Origin of the sequence: Paenibacillus sp. JJ-223 (assembly GCF_927798175.1) — a bacterium.
GTDB lineage: Bacteria > Bacillota > Bacilli > Paenibacillales > Paenibacillaceae > Paenibacillus > Paenibacillus hubeiensis.
The window spans coordinates 309,059-334,010 of sequence record NZ_CAKMMP010000003.1 but is presented as its reverse complement, the minus strand read 5'-3'; the positions used below and the strand labels follow the sequence as shown (position 1 = coordinate 334,010).

General features: G+C 47.0%; 21 protein-coding genes. 16 read left to right on the top strand and 5 right to left on the bottom strand.

Translation table 11 applies throughout. The features are described 5' to 3' along the window. Positions 1 to 462 precede the first annotated feature (462 nt). The 10 genes from L6H98_RS07800 (at position 463) to L6H98_RS07755 (ending at position 15,266) form a co-directional block, all read left to right on the top strand. Positions 463 to 1,941: an Lsa family ABC-F type ribosomal protection protein gene (locus L6H98_RS07800; protein ID WP_236414103.1), complete on the top strand. Its 1,479-nt coding sequence runs from the start codon at positions 463 to 465 to the stop codon at positions 1,939 to 1,941. A 242-nt stretch (positions 1,942 to 2,183) separates the two neighbouring features. After that, complete coding sequence (locus L6H98_RS07795) at positions 2,184 to 2,711, top strand: hypothetical protein (protein WP_236414102.1); 528 nt, start codon at positions 2,184 to 2,186, stop codon at positions 2,709 to 2,711. Between the two features lie 20 nt (positions 2,712 to 2,731). Next, a complete protein-coding gene (locus L6H98_RS07790) occupies positions 2,732 to 5,500 on the top strand; it encodes a DUF6603 domain-containing protein (protein ID WP_236414100.1) in 2,769 nt (922 codons plus the stop codon). A gap of 3 nt (positions 5,501 to 5,503) precedes the next feature. Beyond that, positions 5,504 to 6,907 (top strand): hypothetical protein, encoded by a 1,404-nt coding sequence (locus L6H98_RS07785; protein ID WP_236414098.1) that lies wholly within the window; start codon positions 5,504 to 5,506, stop codon positions 6,905 to 6,907. Beyond that, complete coding sequence (locus L6H98_RS07780) at positions 6,882 to 7,742, top strand: hypothetical protein (RefSeq protein ID WP_236414096.1); 861 nt, start codon at positions 6,882 to 6,884, stop codon at positions 7,740 to 7,742. The genes L6H98_RS07785 and L6H98_RS07780 overlap by 26 nt, the downstream gene beginning before the upstream one ends. 52 nt (positions 7,743 to 7,794) lie before the next feature. Beyond that, positions 7,795 to 11,340 carry a hypothetical protein gene (locus L6H98_RS07775; protein ID WP_236414095.1) on the top strand — a complete coding sequence of 1,182 codons (3,546 nt, stop codon included), beginning with the start codon at positions 7,795 to 7,797 and terminating at the stop codon, positions 11,338 to 11,340. Between the two features lie 256 nt (positions 11,341 to 11,596). Next, positions 11,597 to 11,893, top strand: coding sequence for a hypothetical protein (locus L6H98_RS07770; protein WP_236414094.1), 297 nt, complete (start codon positions 11,597 to 11,599; stop codon positions 11,891 to 11,893). A gap of 213 nt (positions 11,894 to 12,106) precedes the next feature. After that, a complete protein-coding gene (locus L6H98_RS07765; RefSeq protein ID WP_236414093.1) occupies positions 12,107 to 12,571 on the top strand; it encodes a class F sortase in 465 nt (154 codons plus the stop codon). 23 nt (positions 12,572 to 12,594) lie between these two features. Continuing rightward, a complete protein-coding gene (locus L6H98_RS07760; protein ID WP_236414092.1) occupies positions 12,595 to 13,716 on the top strand; it encodes an amidase domain-containing protein in 1,122 nt (373 codons plus the stop codon). Between the two features lie 80 nt (positions 13,717 to 13,796). Next, a complete protein-coding gene (locus L6H98_RS07755; protein WP_236414091.1) occupies positions 13,797 to 15,266 on the top strand; it encodes an oligosaccharide flippase family protein in 1,470 nt (489 codons plus the stop codon). A gap of 87 nt (positions 15,267 to 15,353) precedes the next feature. On the opposite strand, the gene L6H98_RS07750 is transcribed toward L6H98_RS07755, so the two are convergent. Then, entirely contained in the window at positions 15,354 to 16,436 is a 1,083-nt protein-coding gene (locus L6H98_RS07750) for an ABC transporter substrate-binding protein (protein WP_236414090.1), read from the bottom strand. Positions 16,437 to 16,629: 193 nt separating this feature from the next. On the opposite strand from L6H98_RS07750, the gene L6H98_RS07745 reads away from it, so the two are divergent. Next, positions 16,630 to 16,803 (top strand): tryptophan RNA-binding attenuation protein, encoded by a 174-nt coding sequence (locus L6H98_RS07745; protein ID WP_236414089.1) that lies wholly within the window; start codon positions 16,630 to 16,632, stop codon positions 16,801 to 16,803. Between the two features lie 282 nt (positions 16,804 to 17,085). Here L6H98_RS07745 and L6H98_RS07740 read toward each other — a convergent pair whose 3' ends face one another. Together L6H98_RS07740 and L6H98_RS07735 are read right to left on the bottom strand one after the other, a co-directional pair. Next, positions 17,086 to 17,517: a GNAT family N-acetyltransferase gene (locus tag L6H98_RS07740; RefSeq protein WP_236414363.1), complete on the bottom strand. Its 432-nt coding sequence runs from the start codon at positions 17,515 to 17,517 to the stop codon at positions 17,086 to 17,088. A gap of 254 nt (positions 17,518 to 17,771) precedes the next feature. After that, positions 17,772 to 19,001, bottom strand: a complete 1,230-nt coding sequence (locus L6H98_RS07735; RefSeq protein ID WP_236414087.1) for a multidrug effflux MFS transporter — start codon at positions 18,999 to 19,001, stop codon at positions 17,772 to 17,774. 373 nt (positions 19,002 to 19,374) lie between these two features. Here L6H98_RS07735 and L6H98_RS07730 point away from each other — a divergent pair, with 373 nt between their 5' ends. The 4 genes from L6H98_RS07730 to L6H98_RS07715 all read left to right on the top strand — a co-directional run bounded on the left by L6H98_RS07730 (position 19,375) and on the right by L6H98_RS07715 (position 21,412). Continuing rightward, positions 19,375 to 19,848: a hypothetical protein gene (locus tag L6H98_RS07730; RefSeq protein ID WP_236414085.1), complete on the top strand. Its 474-nt coding sequence runs from the start codon at positions 19,375 to 19,377 to the stop codon at positions 19,846 to 19,848. 59 nt (positions 19,849 to 19,907) lie between these two features. Then, positions 19,908 to 20,264 (top strand): DivIVA domain-containing protein, encoded by a 357-nt coding sequence (locus L6H98_RS07725; protein WP_236414361.1) that lies wholly within the window; start codon positions 19,908 to 19,910, stop codon positions 20,262 to 20,264. 131 nt (positions 20,265 to 20,395) lie between these two features. Beyond that, positions 20,396 to 20,968 carry a Crp/Fnr family transcriptional regulator gene (locus L6H98_RS07720; protein WP_236414084.1) on the top strand — a complete coding sequence of 191 codons (573 nt, stop codon included), beginning with the start codon at positions 20,396 to 20,398 and terminating at the stop codon, positions 20,966 to 20,968. 93 nt (positions 20,969 to 21,061) lie between these two features. Beyond that, positions 21,062 to 21,412 carry a darcynin family protein gene (locus tag L6H98_RS07715; RefSeq protein ID WP_236414083.1) on the top strand — a complete coding sequence of 117 codons (351 nt, stop codon included), beginning with the start codon at positions 21,062 to 21,064 and terminating at the stop codon, positions 21,410 to 21,412. A gap of 121 nt (positions 21,413 to 21,533) precedes the next feature. Here the strand turns inward: L6H98_RS07715 and L6H98_RS07710 are convergent, their stop codons facing one another. Beyond that, a complete protein-coding gene (locus tag L6H98_RS07710; RefSeq protein ID WP_236414082.1) occupies positions 21,534 to 22,589 on the bottom strand; it encodes an NAD(P)/FAD-dependent oxidoreductase in 1,056 nt (351 codons plus the stop codon). 199 nt (positions 22,590 to 22,788) lie between these two features. Here L6H98_RS07710 and L6H98_RS07705 point away from each other — a divergent pair, with 199 nt between their 5' ends. Then, positions 22,789 to 23,652 carry a cation diffusion facilitator family transporter gene (locus tag L6H98_RS07705; RefSeq protein ID WP_236414081.1) on the top strand — a complete coding sequence of 288 codons (864 nt, stop codon included), beginning with the start codon at positions 22,789 to 22,791 and terminating at the stop codon, positions 23,650 to 23,652. 480 nt (positions 23,653 to 24,132) lie between these two features. Here the strand turns inward: L6H98_RS07705 and L6H98_RS07700 are convergent, their stop codons facing one another. Further along, positions 24,133 to 24,864, bottom strand: a complete 732-nt coding sequence (locus tag L6H98_RS07700) for a collagen-like protein (RefSeq protein WP_236414372.1) — start codon at positions 24,862 to 24,864, stop codon at positions 24,133 to 24,135. Positions 24,865 to 24,952: the final 88 nt, after the last annotated feature.

Below are 24,952 nucleotides of genomic sequence, written 5' to 3'. Positions count from 1 at the left end.
GACACCACCTTCCTTTCTGCGTGAATTTACATTCCAAGAAAAGCGGGCTAAAGGAGCATGAAACTCGAATGGCCTTGGTTTCGATTCGCTCCTTCTCTCCGAGTGTAGCGCTTACATATTTTAACAGCAACCGGATAAAGTATAGGACTTGGCTGTATCGCTGCAAAACCGGTATGATGATGCCGAGTCCCTGCAACTTGACCCATGATTATAAACCATGTTAAGTTTTCTCTATTGAAATACAGAACTTTTAAAGGGGGGACCAGAGGATGACCGAATTAGAGGTTGTAGATGTTTATGTGGGCCTGTCGCTGAGGATGAACATTGACATGGTCCACCATACGGTTAAATCGGAACTCTGATTAGAAACAAGCTTATTCAGATTATCAAAAAAGGGATCCATGTCATGGTCATTTCCTCTATCATTTAGCCATCTAAATTAAATGAAAAGGATGATCCCTTGTGTCATTAATAAACGTCTCTAACCTGACTTTTGCCTATGAAGGCAGTTACGATAACATATTCGAGAATGTAAGCTTTCAATTGGATACGGATTGGAAATTGGGCTTTACGGGAAGGAACGGCAGAGGAAAAACGACGTTTCTTAACCTGCTGCTCGGCAAATACGAATATAGTGGTACGATATCTGCGAACGTTAGTTTCGAGTACTTTCCTTTCCACGTCGAAAATAAAGATGCGATGACGATCGAGGTCGTCGAGGACGTTTATCCAGAGTACCTGCATTGGAAACTTGTACGAGAACTGAACCTGTTAAAGGTTTCGGAAGATGTATTGTATCGGCCTTTCAGTTCACTGTCGAACGGGGAGCAGACGAAAATATTGCTGGCTGCCTTGTTTATGAAGGAAAATCGGTTTTTGCTCATTGACGAGCCTACCAATCATTTGGACATTCATGCCAGAAAACTCGTCAGCAATTACATCAGCAGCAAAAGCGGTTTTATTTTGGTATCCCACGATCGCTCCTTCCTGGATCATTGCGTAGACCACATCCTTTCCATCAATAAAACCAATATCGAGATTCAGAAAGGGAATTTTTCCGCTTGGTGGGAAAACAAACAAAGACAAGATCAATTCGAGCTCGCAAGCAACGAAAAATTAAGAAAAGACATTAAACGTTTATCCGATTCCGCCAAACGCACGGGAGGCTGGTCGCATGAAGTCGAACGGACGAAAAACGGCACCCGAAATTCAGGCTCCAAGGTGGACAAAGGATATATCGGACATAAGGCTGCCAAAATGATGAAACGCTCCAAAAACTTGGAGCAAAGACAGCAAGCAGCCATCCGCGAAAAATCCAAACTCCTCAAAAATATCGAGAGTGCGGAACGTCTGCAGATCCATCCATTGGATTTTCACAAAGATGAACTTGTGCAGTTGGAACATGTATCGATATCGTATGGCTCCAAGACGGTTTGTAAAGATGTGAATTTCACGGTCAAACAGGGGGATCGCATCGCTCTTTTCGGCAAAAACGGATCTGGAAAATCAAGCATCCTGAAACTGATCTGTGATGAACGGATCACGTATACAGGCCATCTCCGAAAAGATCCCCAAGTTAAAATTTCGTACGTATCCCAGGACACTTCAGGTCTTGAAGGAAGCTTATCCGAATTTGCCGCCGCCCGGCATATTGATGAAAGTCTGTTCAAATCCATATTAAGAAAGCTTGATTTTTCAAGGCTGCAATTGGAGAAGGACATTTCGACGTTTAGCGCAGGCCAAAAAAAGAAAGTGCTGATCGCCAAAAGCCTTAGTGAGCAGGCTCATTTGTACGTATGGGATGAACCGCTCAATTTTGTGGATGTTATTTCCCGAATGCAGATCGAAGAATTGCTGCTCGAGCACGCCCCTACCCTTCTTTTTGTGGAGCATGACAGCGAATTTTGCGAAAATATCGCCACGGATATCGTTGAGCTGTGAGCGCGCAAGACACGTGACATACAGGAAAAAGTCGCTAATTTAGCGGCTTTTTTTGCTTTTGAAATTCCAAGTCATAACACACGTACTGATTTTCCAGCTCATCACATATTGTATAATCGGACATTTTTCAAACCGAATTTTTTGACTTCAATGTCCGGTAACTCTTGGCGATTCAGCATCGCAGCTTTCTTATACATCAGCTTATACAAACTTTAACCATTTACGTGGAGAGGATGAACGAAATGAGTCAAGAGGTATTCAACATCGAAGCCGCAGGAGGCAACAATGTTCTGGCTTTCGTGGATTTGACGATTCTGAACTGTAGTCTCAAAGGCGTCTATCAGTATGAGGTGACCAAGGACGAAAAGAAAACGAAAATCCTCGTCATGCCTACTGATCCTGAAGCCCAGAGCATGACGCTGACGGAGCTGGTCACCGAAATCAATAACATTATCCAGTCGTTCGGCGGCGGTCAGAAGGTCAACGAAGAGAGCATGAAGTCTACGTTGGAATCGCTGGGCCTGAAAAACCTCGCGGATATTCAAGTGCAAATCCGCCAGCTCTTCGTTTACGTCGATTCGTCCAGCATCCAGGCCAATTCCAAGCCTTGCGAGTATGCATTTAACTTTGTCATCTTAAATCCGGTTCATCCCGATGAAAGCTTGAAGCTCTTTAATATCAAATCTCTCGGCATTGCCGTCTATAACACCAACCGCCAAAAAATTATAGAGCGCATGCAGCTTGAAGATATTAACCAGCTCTTAACTTAGACTAAGGAGCCGTCAATAAAATGAAAGCTTACGATGCTGAATCCGTCAAATCACTGACCGCCGTGCTTCACAGCGAGTTTTACATCGGGGAAGCCCTCTTTCAAATTGTTTTTATCAAGAAAAAAGAAGGCCTTGTCGTTGCAGGGAAATGGGTCAACCCGGACATCTCTTTTGAAATGAGTGAGGTGGCCGATAATTTTGGCATCCTGCTTCCGGAGTTTTTGAACTTCGAATTGGTTATCGAATCCATCGGAATCGATTATTTATCCGACGAAAACAAAATCGTCTTCGATGGTGGCATACGTCATTTTGGCCATTTGTTGCTGGAAGCATGGAAAAGTCCGAATAAACCGGCAGATAGTTATAAGCTGGCTTTGGACTTTGACCGGAAACTGGAGCTTTCCAGTCTCCCGATCATCGGCCGGTTCTGTAATCCCGGAGACGGCTTTATCTTTAAAGGGTTGAATTTGAGTTACACGGAAAATGTTGAATTTAAATTTACTTTTCTTGCCCGGCTAGTCATTAAACAGCTTGCCGTTAACCTCGATATAGATTATATCCAATCCTTGAAAAACAAGCTTGCACTTCCTCAGCTACCGGGGAATGCTTCGGAACTTCCGACAAACACCATCCATTGGCTTGACATCCATAAAGGCTTCGGCGTCCTGTACTTCTCCAAAATCGGAGTCAGTCTGATCGAATCCGAGCTTACGTTATATCTCGACGCAAGCTTTACGATCTCGTTCATCCGGCTGGACTTTTTTGAACTTAACGTGTCGACTTCTTTAAAAGACCTGAGCGACTTCGATTTTGGACTGAGCGGTTTGATGGTCACGCTGGAGAAGCCCGGGTTCAGCCTGACGGGCGGATTATATAAATCACCCGAAGAAAAGACGCTTTACAATGGGGTTTTAGGCTTAAAAATCGGTCAATACAGCCTGCAGGCCCTCGGTTCCTACGGCGAGATGCCCGGCAGCGGAGAAATGACCTTTTTTGCTTACCTGATGCTTGGCTTGCCGCTCGGGGGACCGCCCTTCTTCTTTGTTAATGGCCTGGCATTTGGGCTCGGGGTGAATCGGTCCTTAAAGCTGCCCGACTTGACCCAGGTCCGGTCCTTCCCTTTGGTGGAAGCGGCTATGGGAGACAACACGGGACTTCGGCCGGACACACCGCCGATGGTGGCCTTAAGCGCTTTGAGCAAGTCGATCGTTCCCGCCTCGGGCCAATATTTCATATCGGCAGGGGTTCGATTTACGACGTATGGCGTGTTGGAAAGCTTTGCGCTGCTCAATATCGAAATGGGTAATCGACTGGTCATTTCCCTGCTCGGTTTATCCAATGCATCGATGCCGCCAAAATTAACCGGAGTAAGCCCGATTATGCGGGCTGAACTTGCGCTGAAAGCCGTATTCGATCCGGGAAATGGCCAACTGCTGGTCATGGCAGCTTTGACAGACCGTTCTTTCCTGTTTGACCCGGCTTGTAAGCTCCAGGGAGGCTTTGCGATCGGGTTTTGGTTCAGCGGAACCTATCAAGGAGACTTCATCATCACCCTGGGCGGATGCCACCATCCGGCATTCCATAACATCCATTATCCATATATCCCGGCACTCGGTGTTTCCTGGATCATCAATCGCAATATTTCAATTAAAGGGAACGCCTATTTTGCCGTAACCCCTTCCTGTATGATGGCCGGCGTCAGCCTGCAGCTGCTGTTTGAGTCGGGAAATCTGAAAGCCTGGTTCTATGCTGCTGCCGATTTTATTTTGAAATGGAAGCCGTTCTTTTATCAAGCCAGAGTTCGGGTATCCGTCGGCGTATCCTACCGCATCAAAATATTCGGCATCGGCAAAACGTTCAAGGTAGAGATGGGAGCAGATTTGTCGCTTTGGGGACCCAAATTTTCAGGAAAAGTCAGAATCAATTGGACCATTATCTCCTTTACCATCGGTTTCGGGGATGACAATCCGCATGAGACCCGAACCATCGGCTGGGATGAATTCGCGGACAGTTTTATTCCCGGATCCTTCGGAGACGGTAAAGCCAGGCTTGCAGCGTCGGCTTTTGCGGCAGCCGGAGCAGCCAGACTGGGCAGCATCTCCATTACCAGCGGACTTCTCACCCAATATCAAAAAGCGGATGGCAGCGTCGTTTATATCGTCGACGGTTTTAGAGCCGGAATTATGATCGAGCAGAAAACGCCCTGCTCCGATTTGTACTTTAACGGACAAAGGCTGCTGCAGAACAAAACGAAATTCGGGATCGTGCCCATGGGTCTGAGCGATGTTCGAATGGAACAGCACGTCACCATCAAAAGACTGGAAGATGATCAAGCTGTTCCGTTTCTGCAAGCCGTTCCCGAAGTAAGAAACATGCCGTCCGCCTTATGGGGAAACCAGGCGCCGGGACCGGATGCTTCTTTGATGAGGGATATGCCCGTAGGCATGTCCATTACCGTTCATAATCCGGTTTCGTTAATTCATATCCTTCCCCGGGAAGGCAGCTATGCAGAATCGGTTCTAAGCTCATCAGAGCTGATCATCAGAACTGCCGTTTATCACCCTCCCGTATATGAACCGGCAAAGGTGTATCCCGCCGAGCCTGAAACCGTATTGAATATCGTAAAAACCACGATTGGCAGCAATCCCAGACGAGACCGTCTTCTAATGGATACAGCGGAAGCCTTTGGAACTTGGAATCAGGTACAGACGCGAGCTTTGGCCGATAATCCGCAGGCCGTGCTTTTCGCGGTTCCCGTTCTTCGTACCACAGGCAGCCAGGGAAGCTAGATCATGCCAAGAAACAAAGAAAGGAGCCTGTCCATGGGAGAATCCATCCGCTTCGCGCAAAGAAGTGAACCGCCGCTGAAGGCCGGAACCTACCGGGTTCAGGTTGAGCAGGTTACCAATATCAACTGCCGGCTCTCTAGTGAAACAACCGACTTCAAGGTTTCATCCGAAAGATTTTACTTGTCTCCGGATCAAATCTACTCCGTCTATCCCCCTAGGGAAGCTGTGGGCAACTATGCGGAATGTCTTCCCCATATCGTGCTGAACCGCAGAACCCTTCCCTGGGAAAGGGCTTTGCTGAAGGGCCAGTCCCATATGCCCTGGCTCGCCCTCCTTGTGTTCGACGAGACGGAAAGCATCCAGCTCCACGAAAGCACGGTGGGAAACGCGCTGCAGCCGGAAGCCGGCGTTTTTGTTCCTTCTCTCCCGCTGGAAGACCATGAGAAGCCGGAAGATCCGTGCACCTATGTACATATTCCGGCGAATCTTCTAGCAGAAATATTACCTTACCCTGAAGCATTATCGCTGCTGGCTCACGGAAAAGGCGTAAGCCTGGATCGGAAGGTGACCGACGCTTCCGTCAATGACGACTGGTTTGCAACGGTCGTCTCAAACCGGTTCTGCCTGGCCCCCGGCGACGACAGCCAAGCCATTCGGCACACCGCCTGCCTCGTATCTTTGGAAGGATACGAGGTCTGTCTCAGCAGCCAGCAAAGCCGCCGTGACGCATTGGCACATGTCCAAACGGCCAGAATGATCGTGCTGGCAAACTGGAGCTTCTCCATGGCAAAAGCCGCCTTTGATTTCGGATCGGCATTCGCATCCCTGGATGCCGACATGCTGTCTACCCCTTACCAGGGAAGCAGCGAGCAAATTCAGAAGCTGTGCAAGCTCGGGTACTTTCCGATGAATCATGTTGTACGGGACGGAAGTCAGGTTGTTTCCTGGTACCAGTCTCCGCTGATTCCTTATGAGGATCCGAGGACCCCAGTCAAGTGCGCGCGCTTCGCCGACCAGCTGCTGGCCTATGATCCCGATATAGGAATGATGGATATTCGCTATTCCAGCGCATGGCAGATCGGAAAATCGATGGCGCTGGCGGATCAGTCTTTTGCCCAAAAGCTGTATTCGTGGCGCCAGAGCAATGAAACACTGGCCAGGACTTCGGTCTATCAAGGGCTCTTAAGCCTTCACCTTTCTTCACCGTCCAATGAAAAACGGGTTCATGATTGGAAGGATGAGAGCTCCATCGGATATTCTTTTGTCAAAACAGCCCGGTCACCAGAAGGAACTGACCCTCAACCCGGATCCAGCGGAAAACAAATCCTGCTGGAACAGTTGAACGATCGATACAAAACTTTGCTGAATGAGGTGATTTCGGATGCAAGCCCGGATGGATTGGGATAATTCGCCTCAGGTCGTCCGCACGCATATTCGCCGTGTGTTTGGCGAGCTTGCTGCGCTCACGAAAAATCAGCCTGTACGCCTGGAACATCAGGACGATGAATTGATCGGCTGGCTGAGCCAATTAGGTCTGCTGGTGAACCTGCCTTTTCATTACCTGATCCCTACGGAATCGATGCTGCCGTCAGACTCCATCCGTCTGTTTTATGTGAACCCCAACTGGCTTCAGGCGTTGATTGACGGAGCTTGCAGCCTGGGAAGAAACGCTTCCCTGGATCTGACCCATGATCAGGAATTAATCGATGCGGTCATATCCCAAATCGGCAAACGAATGAAGGCTGTCCGTCCCCTGCTTCAAAACAAGTCCGTTACGGCAAAGGAATTGGACGATGAGGTACAAGCCATCGGGGGATTTCTCCTTCGTTCGCCTTTGGTCCCCGGCTGGCGAGGGCTGGAGTTTAGAGCCCTTTCCTCTCAGGGCACCCCCCTGCGGGCACTCCGGATTGAAACTTTGTCCGATGATGTGTTAATCGGTTTGTTTGAGGGGGTCCCGTATACGCTTGAAATGGCTCAACCGCCGGAAGGATTTTTTTTCGGGTTTAATCAGATCAACGGCAGGTACATGAAGCGGATGAGAAATTTGGACAGCGGCGAGCTGCTCCCTGAATCGGATTCGATTGAAGTCGCCGTGCAGAACGAGAATTTGCGAACCATTGATATATATCAAACGGCAAAGCATATGGAGGCTTATTTTCAAAAGGAGATCACATCCGCCGAGTTTGCACTCCAGATGATCAAAACTCCATATATCGGAAGAGTTATAAGAACCGACGAATAAAACGAATAACTTTCGCGGTGTTGAACATGGAATGAGGGCGAGGTGTAAGGGAATGGAAATCCCACGTTTACCTAAAAATAACACATTGTGCGTTCCAATCAAGGTCCAGGCGATGATGGTCGGAACAACTCCGTCGCCCACCGTTTTTGCCGATATCACCGATAATTTCTCCAAAATCGGCAGAGATCCGCTGGGAGATCAGGTTCCCGCTCCGATGATGAGTGAAAAGAACCAGGAAAAGCCAGGAATCCATCTGAGCTGGATTTTGCCTGAGGGCCTGAGACAGGGATATCAAACCCACGAAGAGCTTGAGCCCGAATATCCAAGAGTGCCTAACCGGTGGATCGTCTCCCGGCTGTGGTCATCGAAAAAGCAACCCGATCGGGTATCCTGCAAACACTGGATTGTGGAAAGCGATGCGATGGAAAAAGAAAAAGGCCCGGTTTTCTGGAATGAAGACAGCTTGACGTTTCCCAAGCTTGATGATCCCGATTTTCCATACCGGATCCTGGGCCGGTCCTTTCCGATCGACACGAACGTGAATGAGCCTTTGGAGAGACTTCAAGATCTTCACGCGCTTGGGCCGGGTAATCCCGCTTTCTCTGTCATGTATCCGTATCATGTCAATGTATTCGGCTTTTATGATGATTTATTGGCGGATGACAAATTTGGGAATCGTCTTAAAAATATCAGAGTGAGCTACGTGATACGGGGTTATTATCAAAATCAGCCGGCTTTGATCGAATCGGAGGAAATTTGCAGGTACCGGTTCGGCTGGACCCCCCCGGAGGGTCTGGTTTATCCCGCCTATCCGGTGCTGCACGGAGTTGTAACCGGCCTTCTTTGGGGGGATGACGAACAGGATTATAACGGCCACTTCATCCGCAATCTTCCGATGCCCAAACTGGCCGTTGGCAATTCATCCGTTGAAGCGGTTGCCGCTTTAAATGCGGCACATCATTTATCGAACGAGCGCTTAATGCGGGTGTTACTAAATGATCAAAGTCATAAGCTGATGAACCTGGACGGGATTTATCAGGCAGACTATATGGACCATAAAAAACGGTTTCAAATCGTTGCGGAACAGAACAGTTACTCACTTCAGAGCAAAATCAGCAACAGCGACAGTGATCATCAGGAGCTGCCGGAACTCACCCCTGACGAGGAGCGTTTGTTTAGGAGCTTGCAGCAGGGGCTTGATGAGCTTTATAAGCAGCGATTTGAAGCCGATGCAAAACGATCGTTCATCTATGATCTTTGGTGCAAATATATCATTACAGCCTACACCGTCGAACCGTTAGGAAATGACCAGGCAAGAATAAATATGAGGGAATATGAGGAGGCACTGGCAAAGGAAATCCAGGCGCTGGGCCTTACGGAGTCCGGTTTGGAGCAGCTCGCGGAACACCTCAAGATCCTTGAACAACAGCTGGTCGGTTCTATTCACAGCTTCTATGATCTGGAACAAACGGCGGACCACCGGTTCTACGAGCCGAATTCGCCGGTTCTTCTTCTCTCGGGCGCAAGCCGGGGAAATCTCTTTGATTCAAACGGATCCCAGGGAGAGCTTTTAAAATGCAGACTGCTTGGAGAGACGATCCGCTCCTTTACGATTGACTTTAAATTCAGAGAAAACGCCTATTCGGTATCCTGTCATACCGATCAGCTGCTTGCCCAGAAGCAGGTTAAAGGAAATTATCCTGAGCTGCTGCTTGAGGCGGTACTGTTTACATCGAACTGCGCGGATCTCTTGGTTAATGTCATTGCGCAGCAGCTGGATCTCTTGCCGTTGTCGGAAAATGAATATGACGATTTGCTAAAAGTCTTTAATCAGGCACTGGAGGACATTACGAAAAGAGGCATTTTGGATAAAGGGCAGCAGCTGCCCGACCCGCTGTTTTTAAATGTATGGAGTGAACCTTGGAATCCTGTGATCCTTAGCTGGCGGGCCCTCTACTATCCGGACAAAAAACTTGTCAGCAGTCACCCGCAGCTGGATCACTGGAATTTTCAAGGCACGGACTATGTATATCACAATTCGGAACCGGATACCCATGAGTCTGTGGTGATCGAGGGCAGCATTTTTTTGACCCCTCATATCGCGGAGCAGCTTTATGCGATGACGCTCAAGCAATTGGGCGCAGAGGAAACGCAGAAATTTGGGGACCTGACCCAGTTGGACTATCTCTCTCAGACCCTGGAAGGCTTTAATGAACGATTTTTAATGAGTCAGCTTGCGCTGCGTTTCCCTGTCATGGTGTTTAATATTGGAAGTGCGGAGTTGGCAGCCCGGGTCAGGGAGGCATTAGGAGAGTTTGCCGTAGAAAAGCCGCTGTTCAATACGTTCTTTTCTCCTTTAAGGGGAGGTTGGTGTAAACTGGATAAACTCAGACTGATCGATACCTTCGGTCAATTCCAGGAGGTTCAATGCAGCCAATATGCCATCGCTGAAAATATGAGAATGCTGCCTTTCCCGATTGGACAGTACATGATGCTTCCTCCGCGCTTTATGCAGCCCACCCGGCTGGATTTTAACTGGATTCAGGGCCGCAGCGGAGAAAACTGCGACTTTAATCTTCCGGATTCCCCCATTTGCGGCTGGATGATTCCGAATTATATGGATCAAAGCTTGTTGATTTACGATGAGGACGGCTATATGCTTGGAAGCCTGATCGTGACGGCCTACGACGGAGATCGGGTCCATTGGAGAAATGCGCCGGGCACACCGGAGAGAGAGCCGTCGGGAGGAGGATCTGCAGAACTGCCCGATGGAATAAATCCGGATTTGAAGGCTTTCTTAAGTGAGTTTCTGCGCCGAAGCCGTGAACATAAAGAGGATGTGCTCACCCCGTTTCTTGACCTGGTCGACTCGGCCATGTGGGAGATTCATCAGCCCGAGTCCACAGGCTCAACCGGTTTAAGCCAATATGCCGGAAAACCGCTGGCATTGGTGAAGGCACATGTCAAGCTGGTGCAGGCCGGGCCGCCTGCGGCTTATAAATTTTTTGAAACCTTCAAGGGCCCGGATTCCCCTCCGGATATCTCCATTAGTCAGTTTAAGATGCCGTTATGGATTGGCGAAACCCATCATACGGGGGATGGTATGATCGGCTTTTTTGTTCGTGACGACCAGACTGGTTATAAGCAGTTCAACAGCGCTTTTGCCGATACAGGGTACACCTCCGATTATTTCAGGCATAATCATCGGGTCGATGTTCCCGCTGGCGACCGTACGGACGGGACGGCCTTGTCCCTGATTATGGACCCTTATGCAACGATACATCTCATAAGCGGCATGCTGCCAGTCGCTGAACACCGCCTTCCGCCGGATCGGATCGAAGCTGCTTTAAACAGGCTTTATCTGACCTTTTATTTAGGTCCGCTGCTGGCCGGAGGAGAAAGCTATGTTATGCCGTTGACGCAGCTGCCTAACCGGGAATGGGAATTTATCACGCCCGGAGAGGATGGGGCATGGGTCGAAACTTCGAATCTCCATCCATCCAATGGAAATGCCTTTCTGGTTCCACCTCCATTTCGTGCAGTAGAAGGCTGGCTGAAATTAAAATTGGGGGAATCACCTGACTCAGAATCCCAATAAAGAAACCGTTTGGTATCAAGAATCCCCTCCTCCGATAAGATGGTTATCGGAGGAGGGGATTCTAATTTTTTATGGGTAACACTAACCGTTTGCTGCTTTTACCGTTTCGATTTGTAAAGCGATTTATTGAAATGAGCGCTACTTTTCCTTTGGAATTTTTTGAGAAGTTATGCAAAAAAATATTAAATAAATCCCGTCACAACAGGCAACAGTAAACACGCAACCCAATTCCGCTAATTCCGAGGAGGAAAAATCCATGAAAAAATCAAGCATTACGGCGATTGCTGCTTGTATGTTGTTTGCTGCCACTGCTGCTTCCGCTTCAGCTTATACAGTCCCTGAAGCAACGCACAAAGCAGAGCATAAGCTGCACAAGACAGAGCACAAAATGAAAACAAAAGCGCACGAAAAAGCACACAAGCTGCATCAGAAATCGGCTGGCGGAGAGCATAAGCTGCATTCGAAAAGCGTTAAAGAGGAACACAAACTGCGTGCAAAAAGCGTTAAGCCACATGCACTTCCGAAATCCGGTTACGGCGGAGTAAGCGAGTAACAGCCGACGAAAGGACAAAGGGAATCCATTTTGCCTTTGTCCTTTCAAACATTGAGGATGGGAACAATGACAAAACGATATCTTTTATGGTTTCTGTTTCTCGTGATTTGTCTTAGCCTTAGCATTGGGTTATGGTCAACAAGCCAGGGCCAATTTCAGGCTCACCATGAAGCATTTCAAGCAAAGCCTGATCCCGATCATGAGCAAGAAAACATGGATTCTACATCATGGTCTGCACTTAAACCTGTACGATTGTGTATCCCCTCGGTTAACCTTAGTGCACCAGTCGTTCCTGTCGACGTTCAAAAAGACGGCCGGCTCGGTGTTCCCAAATCAAGCGAGATTGCCGGATATTTTGCTGGAGGCGTGCTGCCAGGAGAAGCAGGCAATGCGTTAATTTCCGGACATGTGGATGATTATAAAGGTCCAGGCGTCTTCTATCCGCTCAAAAAACTGAAACCCGGCGCTTTTGTGCTTTTGTTTGATGAAAGCAATCGTTCTCTGGTATATCAAGTGGAATCCGTTGAATCCTATTTTACGGATGAAGCTCCCTTGGATCGGATTTTTGGTGAAACGTCCGACTTTCGTTTAAACCTGATTACTTGTACCGGGATATACAACCGTGCCAAAAAAGAGCATGAACAGCGCTTGATTGTTTATACGCGGCTGATCCAATAATTTATGGAAAAGGGAGCAGGCAAATGCAGTTACGTCACATCATTGGTTGGATTGCCATGTTGTTGATCTCAACATCTTTTTCATTTGCAGACTACCCGTCGTCCGCAAATGCCCAAGATGCATCCGACATGGAGACAAAAGAAGTAGAAGTGTTCCTGAACGATCTTTTTCACACGCGTTCCAAGCATCTGGCCGGAACAAGCGTCAAACTGGAGAAGGATTACGACCTCGGTTCCAGTTCTGGACGGCACGCCCTCAACATTCAGAAAATCAGAGCCACCTATTTGCATGCTTGGGCCGACCACCGCAGCATGGCCGTCGTCGATGCGCAATCGAAGGTTCGGATTGGCAGGATGAAATTTACGGGCAACCAAGTCAAATTAACTTTGGGACATTCACAACAAATCGCATATACGTATCATGATACTCCTTCCAAGATGAATTGGTTTGGTCTGGGGACTTGGCATGTAATGACGCTGACCAAAAAAGACAACCGCTGGGTTGTGGCCAAGGAATGGTTTCTTGATCCATTGGAGGAAAACCCCAAGAAAATTCCTGCAGGCGTGTTACCACCCTCTCCATCCGACCGGAGCATCCCTTCAGGCAAACAGTATAATCGCCAACGTGCAGTCGACTATGCGAATAAGTATGCCGGCTTGGCATGGGGAGCCGGAAACGAAGGAAAATATAACCGGAAATATAAAAATTATAATCATTTGGGTGGAGACTGCACCAACTTTGCATCCCAGGCTTTGGGTGATCCCGAAGAAGGAGGCGGCTTAAAGATGAGGGGACCATGGAGATATCATTATCCGAATGGAGGTACCCGTACCTGGGTGCAAACCGATTCATTCAAGCATTTTCTTCTAAACAGCGGGTATGGAACGGTTATCGCCAGAGGGCATTTCGGTGATCTTACACAGCGAACAGACAAGCGTCCATACGGAGCCATCGGTGAGCTGGTTTCAGGTGATTTGATTGCCCACGTTATGCACAACGATGTGGATCATTTCTCGATCGTCACCGGCTTTGACGATCACGGCTATCCGCTCGTTAACTCGCATACGGCCGACCGATACAAGGCTCCCTTTGATCTGGGATGGGATGACGAAACCCAGTATCTGTTCATTCATATTCGGGACTAGGTGACGCATTCCCTATGTTCTTACTTGTTCATAAAGTTCATATATTTGAACGGACAAGTTAGAACAGGAGGACCAGAGCAATGGACAAGTCGTCGCTCATGATGCAAACGGGAATGCGGCTTGGCGCCATCGCGTTGACCAAAGCCATAGGGTTTACAGGCAGAGTAGCGTTAACACGGATGATCGGTGCCGAAGGGATCGGCCTCTTTCAGATTGCTTATGCTTATTTCGGATTTGTGCTTATGCTGATCACAGGCGGCTTCCCTACATCGCTAGCGTTATACACTGCCAGAACGAAACATCAAGGATGGACATGGTTTAAGCGGCTGGCGGTTCTGCTTATGATCGGCGGAGCCCTCGCCTTCTTGCTGACCCTTGCGTTTACAGCAGAGCTTTCGCATGTTATGGGAAGCGCAGACAGCTACTTTTTTATTCGCGCATTGGCGCCAGCTTTTGTTGTTGTTCCGCCCCTTGCCCTGCTGCGGGGATATCTCCAGGGTCTGGAACATTATCAAGCGGTAGCCTTTTCCGAGGTAGCTGAGCAGTTGGTCAGAATAGCAATGATGTTAACGTTATGCTTTCTCCTGTTACCTAAAGGTGCGCACTATGCCGGCGGGATGAGTATGATGGGGACGACATTGGGGGGAATTGCCGCTTTTGTCATTCTGCTTGCCTTTACTGCAAGGAATACTGCTGAAATCGGCTCTCCGTTCTCCCCGTCGGGGACGGATAAAAAATGGTTCCTTCAGAGTTCTTTCGCGATTTGTCTGACACGTCTGCTCATACCGTTTTCAGACATGATCGATGCCATTATTATACCTGCAAGGCTTCAGAGCGCCGGGTATTCCGTCAACCAAGCTACCGCCCTTTTTGGTTTGCTGACAGGTATGGCCCTTCTTGTCGCTTATATGCCGACTATTGTTACAGCGGCGATCTCCCATACTATGACCATGAAACTTTCGGCAAGCTGGGAAAAACAACAGGAAAACCTCTTTCAGGCATACAGTTTCAAAGCCATCCGATATGCATGGAATTGGGGCTTGGTATCCAGCCTCTTTTTTTGGATATATTCAAGAGAGCTTTCATTGTTATTGTTTAATTCTACGGATGCCGCCCAGTTGATCCAATGGCTGTCCCCAATCCCGTTAATTGTCGGCCTAAGAGAAATCACGACCAGCATTCTATGGGCTCAGGACCGAAGAAAAATCACGTTCATCAGCACAGCAGTCAGCATCGCTTTTGCCGTATGCTGCCACTACATACTTATTCCCTACCTGCATTTGAACGGAGCCGTGGTTGGCATTCTGCTTATGGAGCTGATCGTCCTCTCAGCCAATGTCTTTGCGCTCAGAAGGCTGCTGAAATGCACATTCTGGAGCAAAATGGCTGTATGGGGCTTCGTCATATTATTCATCGGCATACCGCTGGGCTATTCGTCCCGGATGGCCGCACATACCTTTTTCCCGGGTACTCCCGGGGAAGTAACAGCAATGGTATTGTATGGTGTCTGCCTCCTCGTTTTGCTGCAAATGGTTAAACCGTTAGGATGAACCATAGGATGAACCAAATGAAAAGGAGCCGACGCATAAAGTTGGCTCCTGCTTGGGCGTTAACCCAAATAAATGATATCCAATTCATTACAAGCCCATATCATCGGCAAGCGTTTCAACTCCGGTGAAGATGGAATCTCCATAGCCCCAGAAATTGTTGAAATCAATAACGTAAATTTTCTTGTTTTTGACTGCATTAACGCTTTGTACCTGCTTGTTGGCTAACAGTTTTTCAATCGTTTGCTGCGGGTCGATGCCACCGGCATATTTAGAAATAATCATGACATCCGGATTAATTTCGATTAATTTCTCCAAGCTGAGCGTACCTGTTTCGTTAATAAGCATATTATGCATATTTATTAATGACATCGCACTCTCAATAAACGTATCTCCGTTTCCATTGTAAATGCCGATGGTTCCATCCCCATTATCAAAGAAAGATGCATAGTTGATCGGTTCGGCGCTTGCTCTCGCTTTGAGTGCATTCTCGCGAACTTTAAGCTTCTCAACATATGCTGCTGCATTTGCCTGTACGTTAAAGATTTCGCCTAGCTGAGCAATATCCTCATATAGACTATCTAGCGATGCATCCGTCACGCTGGTCCGCTGCACATACGTTTTGATACCCATTTCATTCAAGCTGCTTACCGTGCCAACGCCCCAGTCGGCATCCTCAAACAATCCGCCACGTCCCATGACCAGATCGGGGGAAGCGCCGATCGTTACTTCCTTGCCAACATAACTATCAGCCAATACAGGGATTTTCTTAAACTCCTCAGCAATGTCTTCAGGGACACTACCGAACAGCGCTGCCACGCCGACAATCTTGTCGGTCAAACCGAGGCGAATCAACAGTTCGGCAGCACCTTGCGTATTCGCAACAACTCGTTCGGGTGCCTTGTCAAAAGTTTGTTCGTTGGCCACCCATGCACCGTTTTCTGTTTTATAGTTTGAAACGGTTAGCGGGTACGCTGTTTGGGCCGCATCCGAACCATTCCCGCTCGTTTTTTCCTCATCCGCTGCAGCTTTTGCAGAGCTATTCGTCAATGCTTGCTGTGAGCTGCTGCTTTCAGCATCGCTGCTGCCATTATTGCTGGAGCAGGCTGCAAGCACAAAAACCATTACAGCCATTAAACTAATGAACATTCCTTGTTTGATCCTTCCCGACATTTCAATCCTCTCCTCTTTTATTTACCGACATTATGTATAGCAATCATTGTCAGTATACCGTAAATGTCGAAGTTCGTAAATGAGAATTATAATCATTCTCAAGGTTGAATAAGTGACTTACTTTTGATATGTTAAATCAAAGCGAGGCGTTCTACCTTCAACCTCCTTAAATAAAAACGTAAAGGTGATCAGGATGTCAGTAATTATTGCAACAGACGATTTGGAGCTCCCCTGCCCTAACTGTAACGGAGAAAAATATGTTGTTCTCAATGACGAAAAAGAACCTTGTTCTAAATGTGATGGCAAAGGCGTCATTTTAACAGCGTTGGGACAAACATTGCTTCATTTTATCAAAAAACACGCTTAGCTTTGGTTAAGGCAACCAATAATTTGGATAGAACGTACAGCTTGTACTTGGTAAGCAATTAACAACAATGAAGGAGTCCATTTATACTTACTACAACGGAATATTACACCTAAAATCACTTGGAGATGTGGACTTTTGTGGAGACAAATCTCCATTTTCGCCACACAAAGGCCTTATACAGGACATTTGTGTGGTTTTTTTGCATTCAAAAACAGGAGGAGACGCTGAAGGGTGTAGTTGCGGTACTTCGCCCTTACTAAACGAAATCCGATGAAACCCTCATTAACTTGTCACCCCGTCATATGTTAGAACCCAGTACTTCTCCCCCGGCTTTCCTTCTTCAACAACTTTCCTCCAACCGCATTTTTCATAAAAATTCATCGCTTTGTGATTTTCGGACACACATTTCAATGTTACAGGCGTACCCATTTTCTCTATGGCCTTCTTGAGCAACTGAGCGCCAACCCCTTTGCCGGCAAAATCGGGGTGTACAAACAAATTATGAATAAAACGATCAGGCAAATATAAGGAAGCAAATCCAAGAATTTGCGAATGTTCCTCAGCTAACAGGATATGTTCTTCGACGGTATCCCGATCGAAATCATTTAAACCCATCTCTTCTGCATTCGCCCAGTGAAAGCTCTTGCGGCGGGATTCAAGATATATTTGTCTTAACTGTGGATAGTCTGTTTTACACGCTTCTCTGATAATAATAAGATTCATCCCCTAACCCAAAATAAGTTGTTAACGACAGAGCTTTTTAGCTTTTTTCCATCATGACATAGTTAAAGCAAATTTCCAACAGGGTTACTGTAATTCACATCGCTTCTCATAGAGGCAAACACATTGCTCGCCGCTTTATCAACCGGCAAAAACACCCCGATTTATGCAGTGACACGGTAATCGAGTATAAAAAAGGAAAAACAAGCTGTCTTGAGGCAGCTTGTTTCTGTGATGATCGAATATACCTAAAAATCAAGATCAGACTGGGCATGTTGAGGGACATCCTGCGAAACCTTTTTAACGAGTACAAAATAAGTGATGATTGCAACAATACTGGTCCCCAATAAAGTCAGACCCAACGGAACCGCAGTGTCCTCGCCTGCCACCCCAACCAAAGGAGCGACCAATGCACCTAACAGGAAGGGAACGACCCCAAGCAATGCTGCAGCGCTTCCGGCACTTTTGGCTTGGCTTTCCATGGCCAGCGGGAATGCCGCAGTTGACGTAATACCAATCGAACACACAAAGCAGAACAATGGAATGACCAAAGCGAAAAGCGGGCCATGAACGATGGTTACGACCAGTGCGGCAACGCTTGACGCCAGGGCAACCCACAGTCCGGATAGCAGTAAAGTCTGCTCTGGTATACGTTGTGACATCCGCCCCACGATTTGCGAGCCGATCATCAAGCTGATGCCGTTCGATGCGAATAATATGGCAAATACAGTGGGCGTAACGCCATAAATATTTTGATATATAAAAGGCGTTCCCGCTACATAGGCAAAGACTCCGGCCGTCATGATGCCTTGAGCCAGCATGTAGCCGACAAACTTGCGATCACGCAGAAGCTGCCCGTAACTACGCAGCTGTTGTTTGAAGTTGGGGGCCACACGTCGTTCGGGTGGATTCGACTCCTTCAAAGCCCATTTGGTCATCGCTAATAAGAAAATGCCTAGAATAGCCAGTGAAATAAACACGCCCACCCAAGTCGTAAATGAAAGAACTCCACTGCCGGCGATCGGGGCAGCCAACGGCCCCAGATTGCCTACAAGCACAAGCAAAGAAAAGAATTTGGTGAGTTCATGTCCGCTGTACAAGTCACGAGCGATTGCGCGAGAAATGACGATACCAGCCGAAGCTGAAAATCCCTGAGTAAAACGAAACAGAATCAACAGCCCGATATTCGGGGAATAGGCGCACGCTACGGAACAAATGATGTAGGCAGCCATGCAAATCAGCAGCGGTGTACGTCTGCCATAAGCATCGCTCAAAGGACCCATAACAAGCTGTCCCACAGCCAGGCCCAATAAACAGGCAGTAAGACTGAACTGAACCAGAGAAGCGCTTGTATTAAGATTTTCGGCAATCTCGGGAAATGCCGGTAAATACATATCGATGGTAAACGGGCCTAACGTCGAAAATAAACCCAGCAGCAATGCCAGGCCAGCCACATTCCATTTATGGTTGGTTGTCATTAATGATTAAATCTCCAATTCCTCTTATGTTTTTAATAACTGCAGCTAATTTGTTCGGAATTCTAGGATGACTGACCTCCTTCTGCTCCTCGGCTTTCTATTGAAATTGAAATTTTGCAGCTCTCTATGCCCCTTCTTGCCAAGCTCCATCATAATCGCCAAATGATCATGAATCAAGTACAAATCCAATATGATTATCCTCCTTTTAAAATTGAAGCGTGCTATGGAACAGCCTCGATCTGACGGCAAGTGTTAAGAAAATGTATATATCCATCAACTATACTTAAAGGATCATTGTCTCTAGGGAAGGTTTGTCGTTCTCTTGGACGTGTCTGTTACATGAAAGTATGTTTATCCTGGAGGTGCTTTTCGAATGCACACAATGTATGTCAGAGATTTTAATGCTCCACCCAAAAATGACACCAAATGCCTGGACCTGCAATCTTTTAAGGAAGTAGATACCCGCGGAATCGATGGCAATGCATTCATCCGTGGCTTTTATATGAATTTCGAGAACGGCTTTACCGGCATTGTTGGCACGAAGGACGGACCGATGTATTTCTGGAGGGAAAAGTTTTACCTTCTAAGGAAGGGAAATTTTTCGTTCGGTTTGGAAAACAAAGGAATAAAGCAGCGTTTTACGTTCGAATGGAAGAACATGTATCAACATAGTGTCATGTACTCCTACTCGATCGGCAAAAACAGGCTTAGCAACGACTTTTTTTATTGGCTTGCACAGGCAGCACTGCAGGATAAATTCTTTCGCTTTTATGCCCCGCGTGCCAGTCAAAAATATGAGCAGATTATTGAGTCGCTCTCTGTTGATTACAAAAAAGTGTATACCTGAGTCCAACTGCATAAAGAAAAAGGCATTGCAGATTCATATGGGGGTCTAATAGAGTGAACATGGAAGAAGTTTTGAAAAGACGGCTGGAAAAACAGAAGCAGCTGTTCAAGCAATTAGGCATAGGCATGGACGCTCAGCATATTCACGAAAAACAGTTTGATTATAAGCTGCGCGGTTATGATACCGAGGCGGTAGACCGGTTCCTTGACGAAGTCGTCAAGGATTATGAGCGTTTCTATGCACACATCGCGGACCTGATGGATAAACAAAAAGAGTATGAAGAGCAGATTCGATCTTTGAAGGAATCCGGAGAGCAGGAATGGCGTCAACATTTCATTGAGCGGAAGCAGCTTGAAGATGTCATTGAACAGCTCGAATTCAGTGTTCGCCAGTTGAGTCGATTAACGAAATCATAACGACGATCACCCTTTGAAAAGGGTGTTTTTTTATTTTCAGCCCCTTTTCCCTGATCTTGTAGAAATCCAAGTGAAAGCTGTAATATACTTATCACCGAAATACGATGATACGGCACGTACAGGAGGAATTTATGCAGCATTATTATAGATCGCTTCACAATGCGGCTGTTCAAGGAGGCATCTCGCCCCGAGAGTGGGAATGGTTCGTGCAGCGGACTACGATCAGACATATCCCTAGCGGCTTCACTATCATTCAAGCTGATGAAGAAGTGAATCATGCCTATTATTGCGTGCAGGGATTATTTCGGCTGTACTATGCGCTGCGTGACGGAAAGGATTTCAACGTTGCCTTTACGTTGGAGGACGACTATGCCACATCCTATGGTGCAATGGTGACGGGCTCGAAATCATTATTCAACATCGAGGCATTGGAGGATTCTGTAGTTATTGAAATTCCCTATGATACGCTAAAGCTGATTATGGATCGAAGCCACATGTGGGAAAGATTTATTAGAAAGGCCGTGGAACGGTTGTACATTCGCAAAGAAGAGCGGGAGAAGGAACTGTTATGCCTGTCAGCGTTGGAACGGTACCATGCCTTTTTGGCAAAGTATCCCGGCTTGGAACACAGAATCCCCCAATATCATATTGCCTCTTATATCGGCGTCTCCCCCGTATCTCTCAGCCGCTTGCTTCATGGATAAACTGGATTAACCTATGTTAATGCCGAACGAATCGGGTCAGGGTAAAATGGGTTGGCAGCAAAGCGAAAACTTAGTTGAGCGAGGAGAATGAATATGCGTCAAATGATGATTGTATTATTGGAGTTCTACCCAACCTGGTTGGCGCTGCCGCGGGAGGAGCGAAGAACATTTGCGGGTGGCTTGCAAGAGATCATATCCAAGTACAGTCCATCTGTGCAAGTGAGGTTTTTTGATGCGGAAGCTCTGCCTGGCAAGGATTTTACTGATTTTGTAGTGTGCGAGACCGAGGACTTGAAGCAATATCACTATATGTGGGAGGAAATTCGGGATTCGGAGCCGTATACCAAAGGATATATGAAAATTAAAGACGTTATTATGGGCATAGAGAATGCGTATCAGGCCTATGAAACGGAAGCACTGCAACTGCCAGAGACGGAAGTCTGAACTGCAGGTGATCGTTGATATTCGGCACACGTACTGGCCCTCATCTCGGGTTAAGTACGTGTCCGCAACATCAGAAAGCTGTTCCATCAGCCATCTTTAATCCGAGATCCCACTCAACAGACTAAGATGTTGATTTTTTGATATGAGAAACAATTCGTTCTGCATCGTATTTTACCCAGCCTATAAGTGCTGATCCCCTGGCTGTTTGCCAAGGTAATCCGACAAAGTAAAGGCCATCGATCGGTGATACTCCCTCGTTATGTACAGCCTCACCATTGGAGTTAAGTGCTCCCTCAATATCCATCCATGAGGCGTAATTTTGTTTAAATCCCGTAGCCCAAATCACATTATCCACAACGAGTTCGTTCCGGTCCTCGAAAATGACGCGTTGTCCTTCAACATGCAATGTCCGAGGGTACACACGGACTTTCCCCTTATGCACGAGTTTTTTTAAATCGTATCCATAAACGTATTCAGGTTGTTTGCGCAACCACGCTCCCCTTAAGGTATCCGCACCCGCTCGGAGAATCCCGAGTTTTTCAAAATACCAGAATATGCTTCGTTTCATAATATAAAGAGGTTTGTACTTTATTGTTCCGGAAATCGATATGGCCACGGATTGTTTGGCATGCAATGCAATCTCTGCCGCGATTTGTGCTCCTGAATTACCGCCGCCTACAACGAGTGTGCTGCCTGGTGATAGCTGTAAAGGATTTTTGTACTCAGAGGAGTGGAATTGAATTACATTTTCGGGTAACTGTTTTGAAAAATCAGGAATGTTTGCCCTATGAAAAGGTCCTGTGGCAATGACGATACTCCGGGCCTCAAACAGGCCTTTTGTTGTTTCAAGGCAAAAGATGCCGTCTTTTTTCCACAACCGTCTGGCGAGAACATTCAAAACGACGGGAAGTTTAAAAAAAGCGGCATAATCTTCCAGATAGTCCGCTATTTCATTTTTGCTTGGGAGCGTATTTTTATGGCCACGAAGCTGCATTCCCGGTAATGCGTCATATTCTCTCGGAGTAAACAATTGCAAAGAGTCGTACCGATTACGCCAAGAGTCGCCAATGGAGGATCCTGCATCGATCATTAGATAATTCACCCCGGCTTCTTTCAAATAGTAGCCCGTTGCTAAACCCGCCTGCCCCGCTCCAACAACCAATACATCATACATCATTATCATACTCTTTATAAATATATGATCAACTATTCATATATTATAAAATGTTGCTCCTCATTTGACAATACCATCGGTTGTGCAATCAGGTAATGCTTCATGCTCTTGAAACTCTTGTTGATTAAGGATGGGAAATAGTGAACATAATATCCGGATGGCAGCAAATTAATTTATTAATTTCCAAATGGAGGTAGATCGTTTGAAAGGGGCAAATGTTGCATTTCTGTCTGTCCTGAGCAACGCCTTTGTCGTTTTATCCAAATTCGTTGTTGGGCTTTTGACGGGGTCGGTGGCCATCATTTCCGAAGCGATCCATTCTGCTTTGGATTTGGCGGCTTCCCTCATTGCATTTTTTTCGATCCGTATTTCCGGACGCACCGCAGATCAACAGCATCCCTATGGACATGGCAAAGTAGAGAACGTCTCCGGAACGATCGAAACCATACTCATTTTTGTGGCAGGCATTTGGATCATTTATGAGTGTGTTCATAAAATCATCCATCCGAGTCCCGTAGAACTTCCCTATTTAGGAATCATTGTTATGCTTATTGGAGCCGGCATCAATTATTGGGTTTCGCGAAAGCTCAAAAAAACAGCGGCAGAAATGAATTCAGTCGCCATGAAATCAAATGCACTGCACTTACTTACGGATGTTTTCACCTCCCTAGGAGTAGCGTTTAGCTTATTGCTCGTTACGATCACAGGCTGGCATATATTGGATCCGGTCATCGGGATTATTCTGGCGTTCTATATCATGCGAGAAGCTTACAAATTGATGAAAGAATCCTTCCCACCACTGATCGATGCCCGATTGTCCGAAGAGGAGGAAGAGAACATCCTTCACATTATTCAATCGTTCGAGGAAAAATACATCGAGGTTCATAACTTTCGTACCCGGCGATCCGGTCCGGAGGAGATTATTGATTTTCACCTTGTCGTCCCGTCTACCATGAGCGTGATCACTTCCCATCAACTTTCCGATGAAATGGAGCAGGCCATTAAACAAGTTTTTCATCGTGCCCAAATTTTGATTCATATTGAACCCGAGCATGAACGGATGTAGAAAAAACAAAAATTCGGATAATCCGGAAACGATACGAATGGTCACATTCCCATGTTTTCACCATATACTATCGTAATCTTTCTCACCTGAAAAAGCTGATATCAGGATACTCAACCGTTTACCTCCAGTTCCAAGCCGTTTTGCAGGAGTGAAACATTCATGATGTCGTTTTTTTAGACTGATCATGTTCCGGACAGAACTTCCCCTTGCTTATGTATCTTGTCCAGCTTGAACGTGACCACGGTTTCAGTAACCTTCATATCTTCGGTAGTTGCCGGCACCGGGATATTCTTACCAGATTTTGAGGGTTTGCCTTCGGTAACGGAGAGAGCAGCGGGCGATATGTTCTAGCTTTTTCGCCCCGCCGCTCTCCAGCCCCCGATCATTCAGACTATCTTTTCGAATAAATAGACTTATTGACCGGATAAAAGACATAATCTTTTATTTTTATGCAGACATAAACTATATTGAGAATCGAAGTTAAGGAGCCAGTTTCAGAATGGTCACAGTGGTATTTAGATTGTTATGCAACTGTACAGGAGTTGCACTCGCGTTTACAAGCTGGATCGTCGTCGGAACTGTTGTGACCGTAATAATAACTTCAGCAGATATGGGTCCTCCTCCATTACCCGTGAAAGGCACGGGTGTTATGGGCGTTCCATTCACTGTGAGGTTGAAATCAGCATTGCTCTGATTATGAATGGTGAAAGAGATCAGGTAGCTTCCTGTTTCGTTGATGGTGATCGTCGGGGATGGCGGCACGAAGGTAAATGCACCTCCAACATTAGCCAAAACGCCGGTTAAAGTTATGGGCGCGTTTCCTGGAACGGTGTCCGTACCTGTGCCCGGATCTGCCCGGAATACGCTCAAGAAATCGGATATTCCGGCTCCAGTAGGGCCGGCAGGACCGGCAGGGCCTGTTGCTCCGGCAGGGCCGGCGGGGCCTGTTGCTCCAGCAGGGCCGACGGGGCCGACAGGACCGACGGGGCCAGGAAGTCCTTGCGGGCCGGCAGGGCCTGGTATCCCTTGTGCGCCAGTGGCCCCGATTGGACCTATTGGACCTATAGGTCCTTGCGGGCCAGGAACCCCTTGTGCGCCTTGCGGTGCATTAACAACAATTTTTGGTCTAACTTTTACCACCTTAACCTTAGCACAATGCACATGTTTTTTTAATTTACGTTTACCAATCAGTTTTCCATGACGTTTTATCAATGAACTCACCTCCGTGATATTTCTCCACATACTATGTGTAAAAATCACGGGGGGGCATAGACAATTAACTATAATTCTGATAATTACA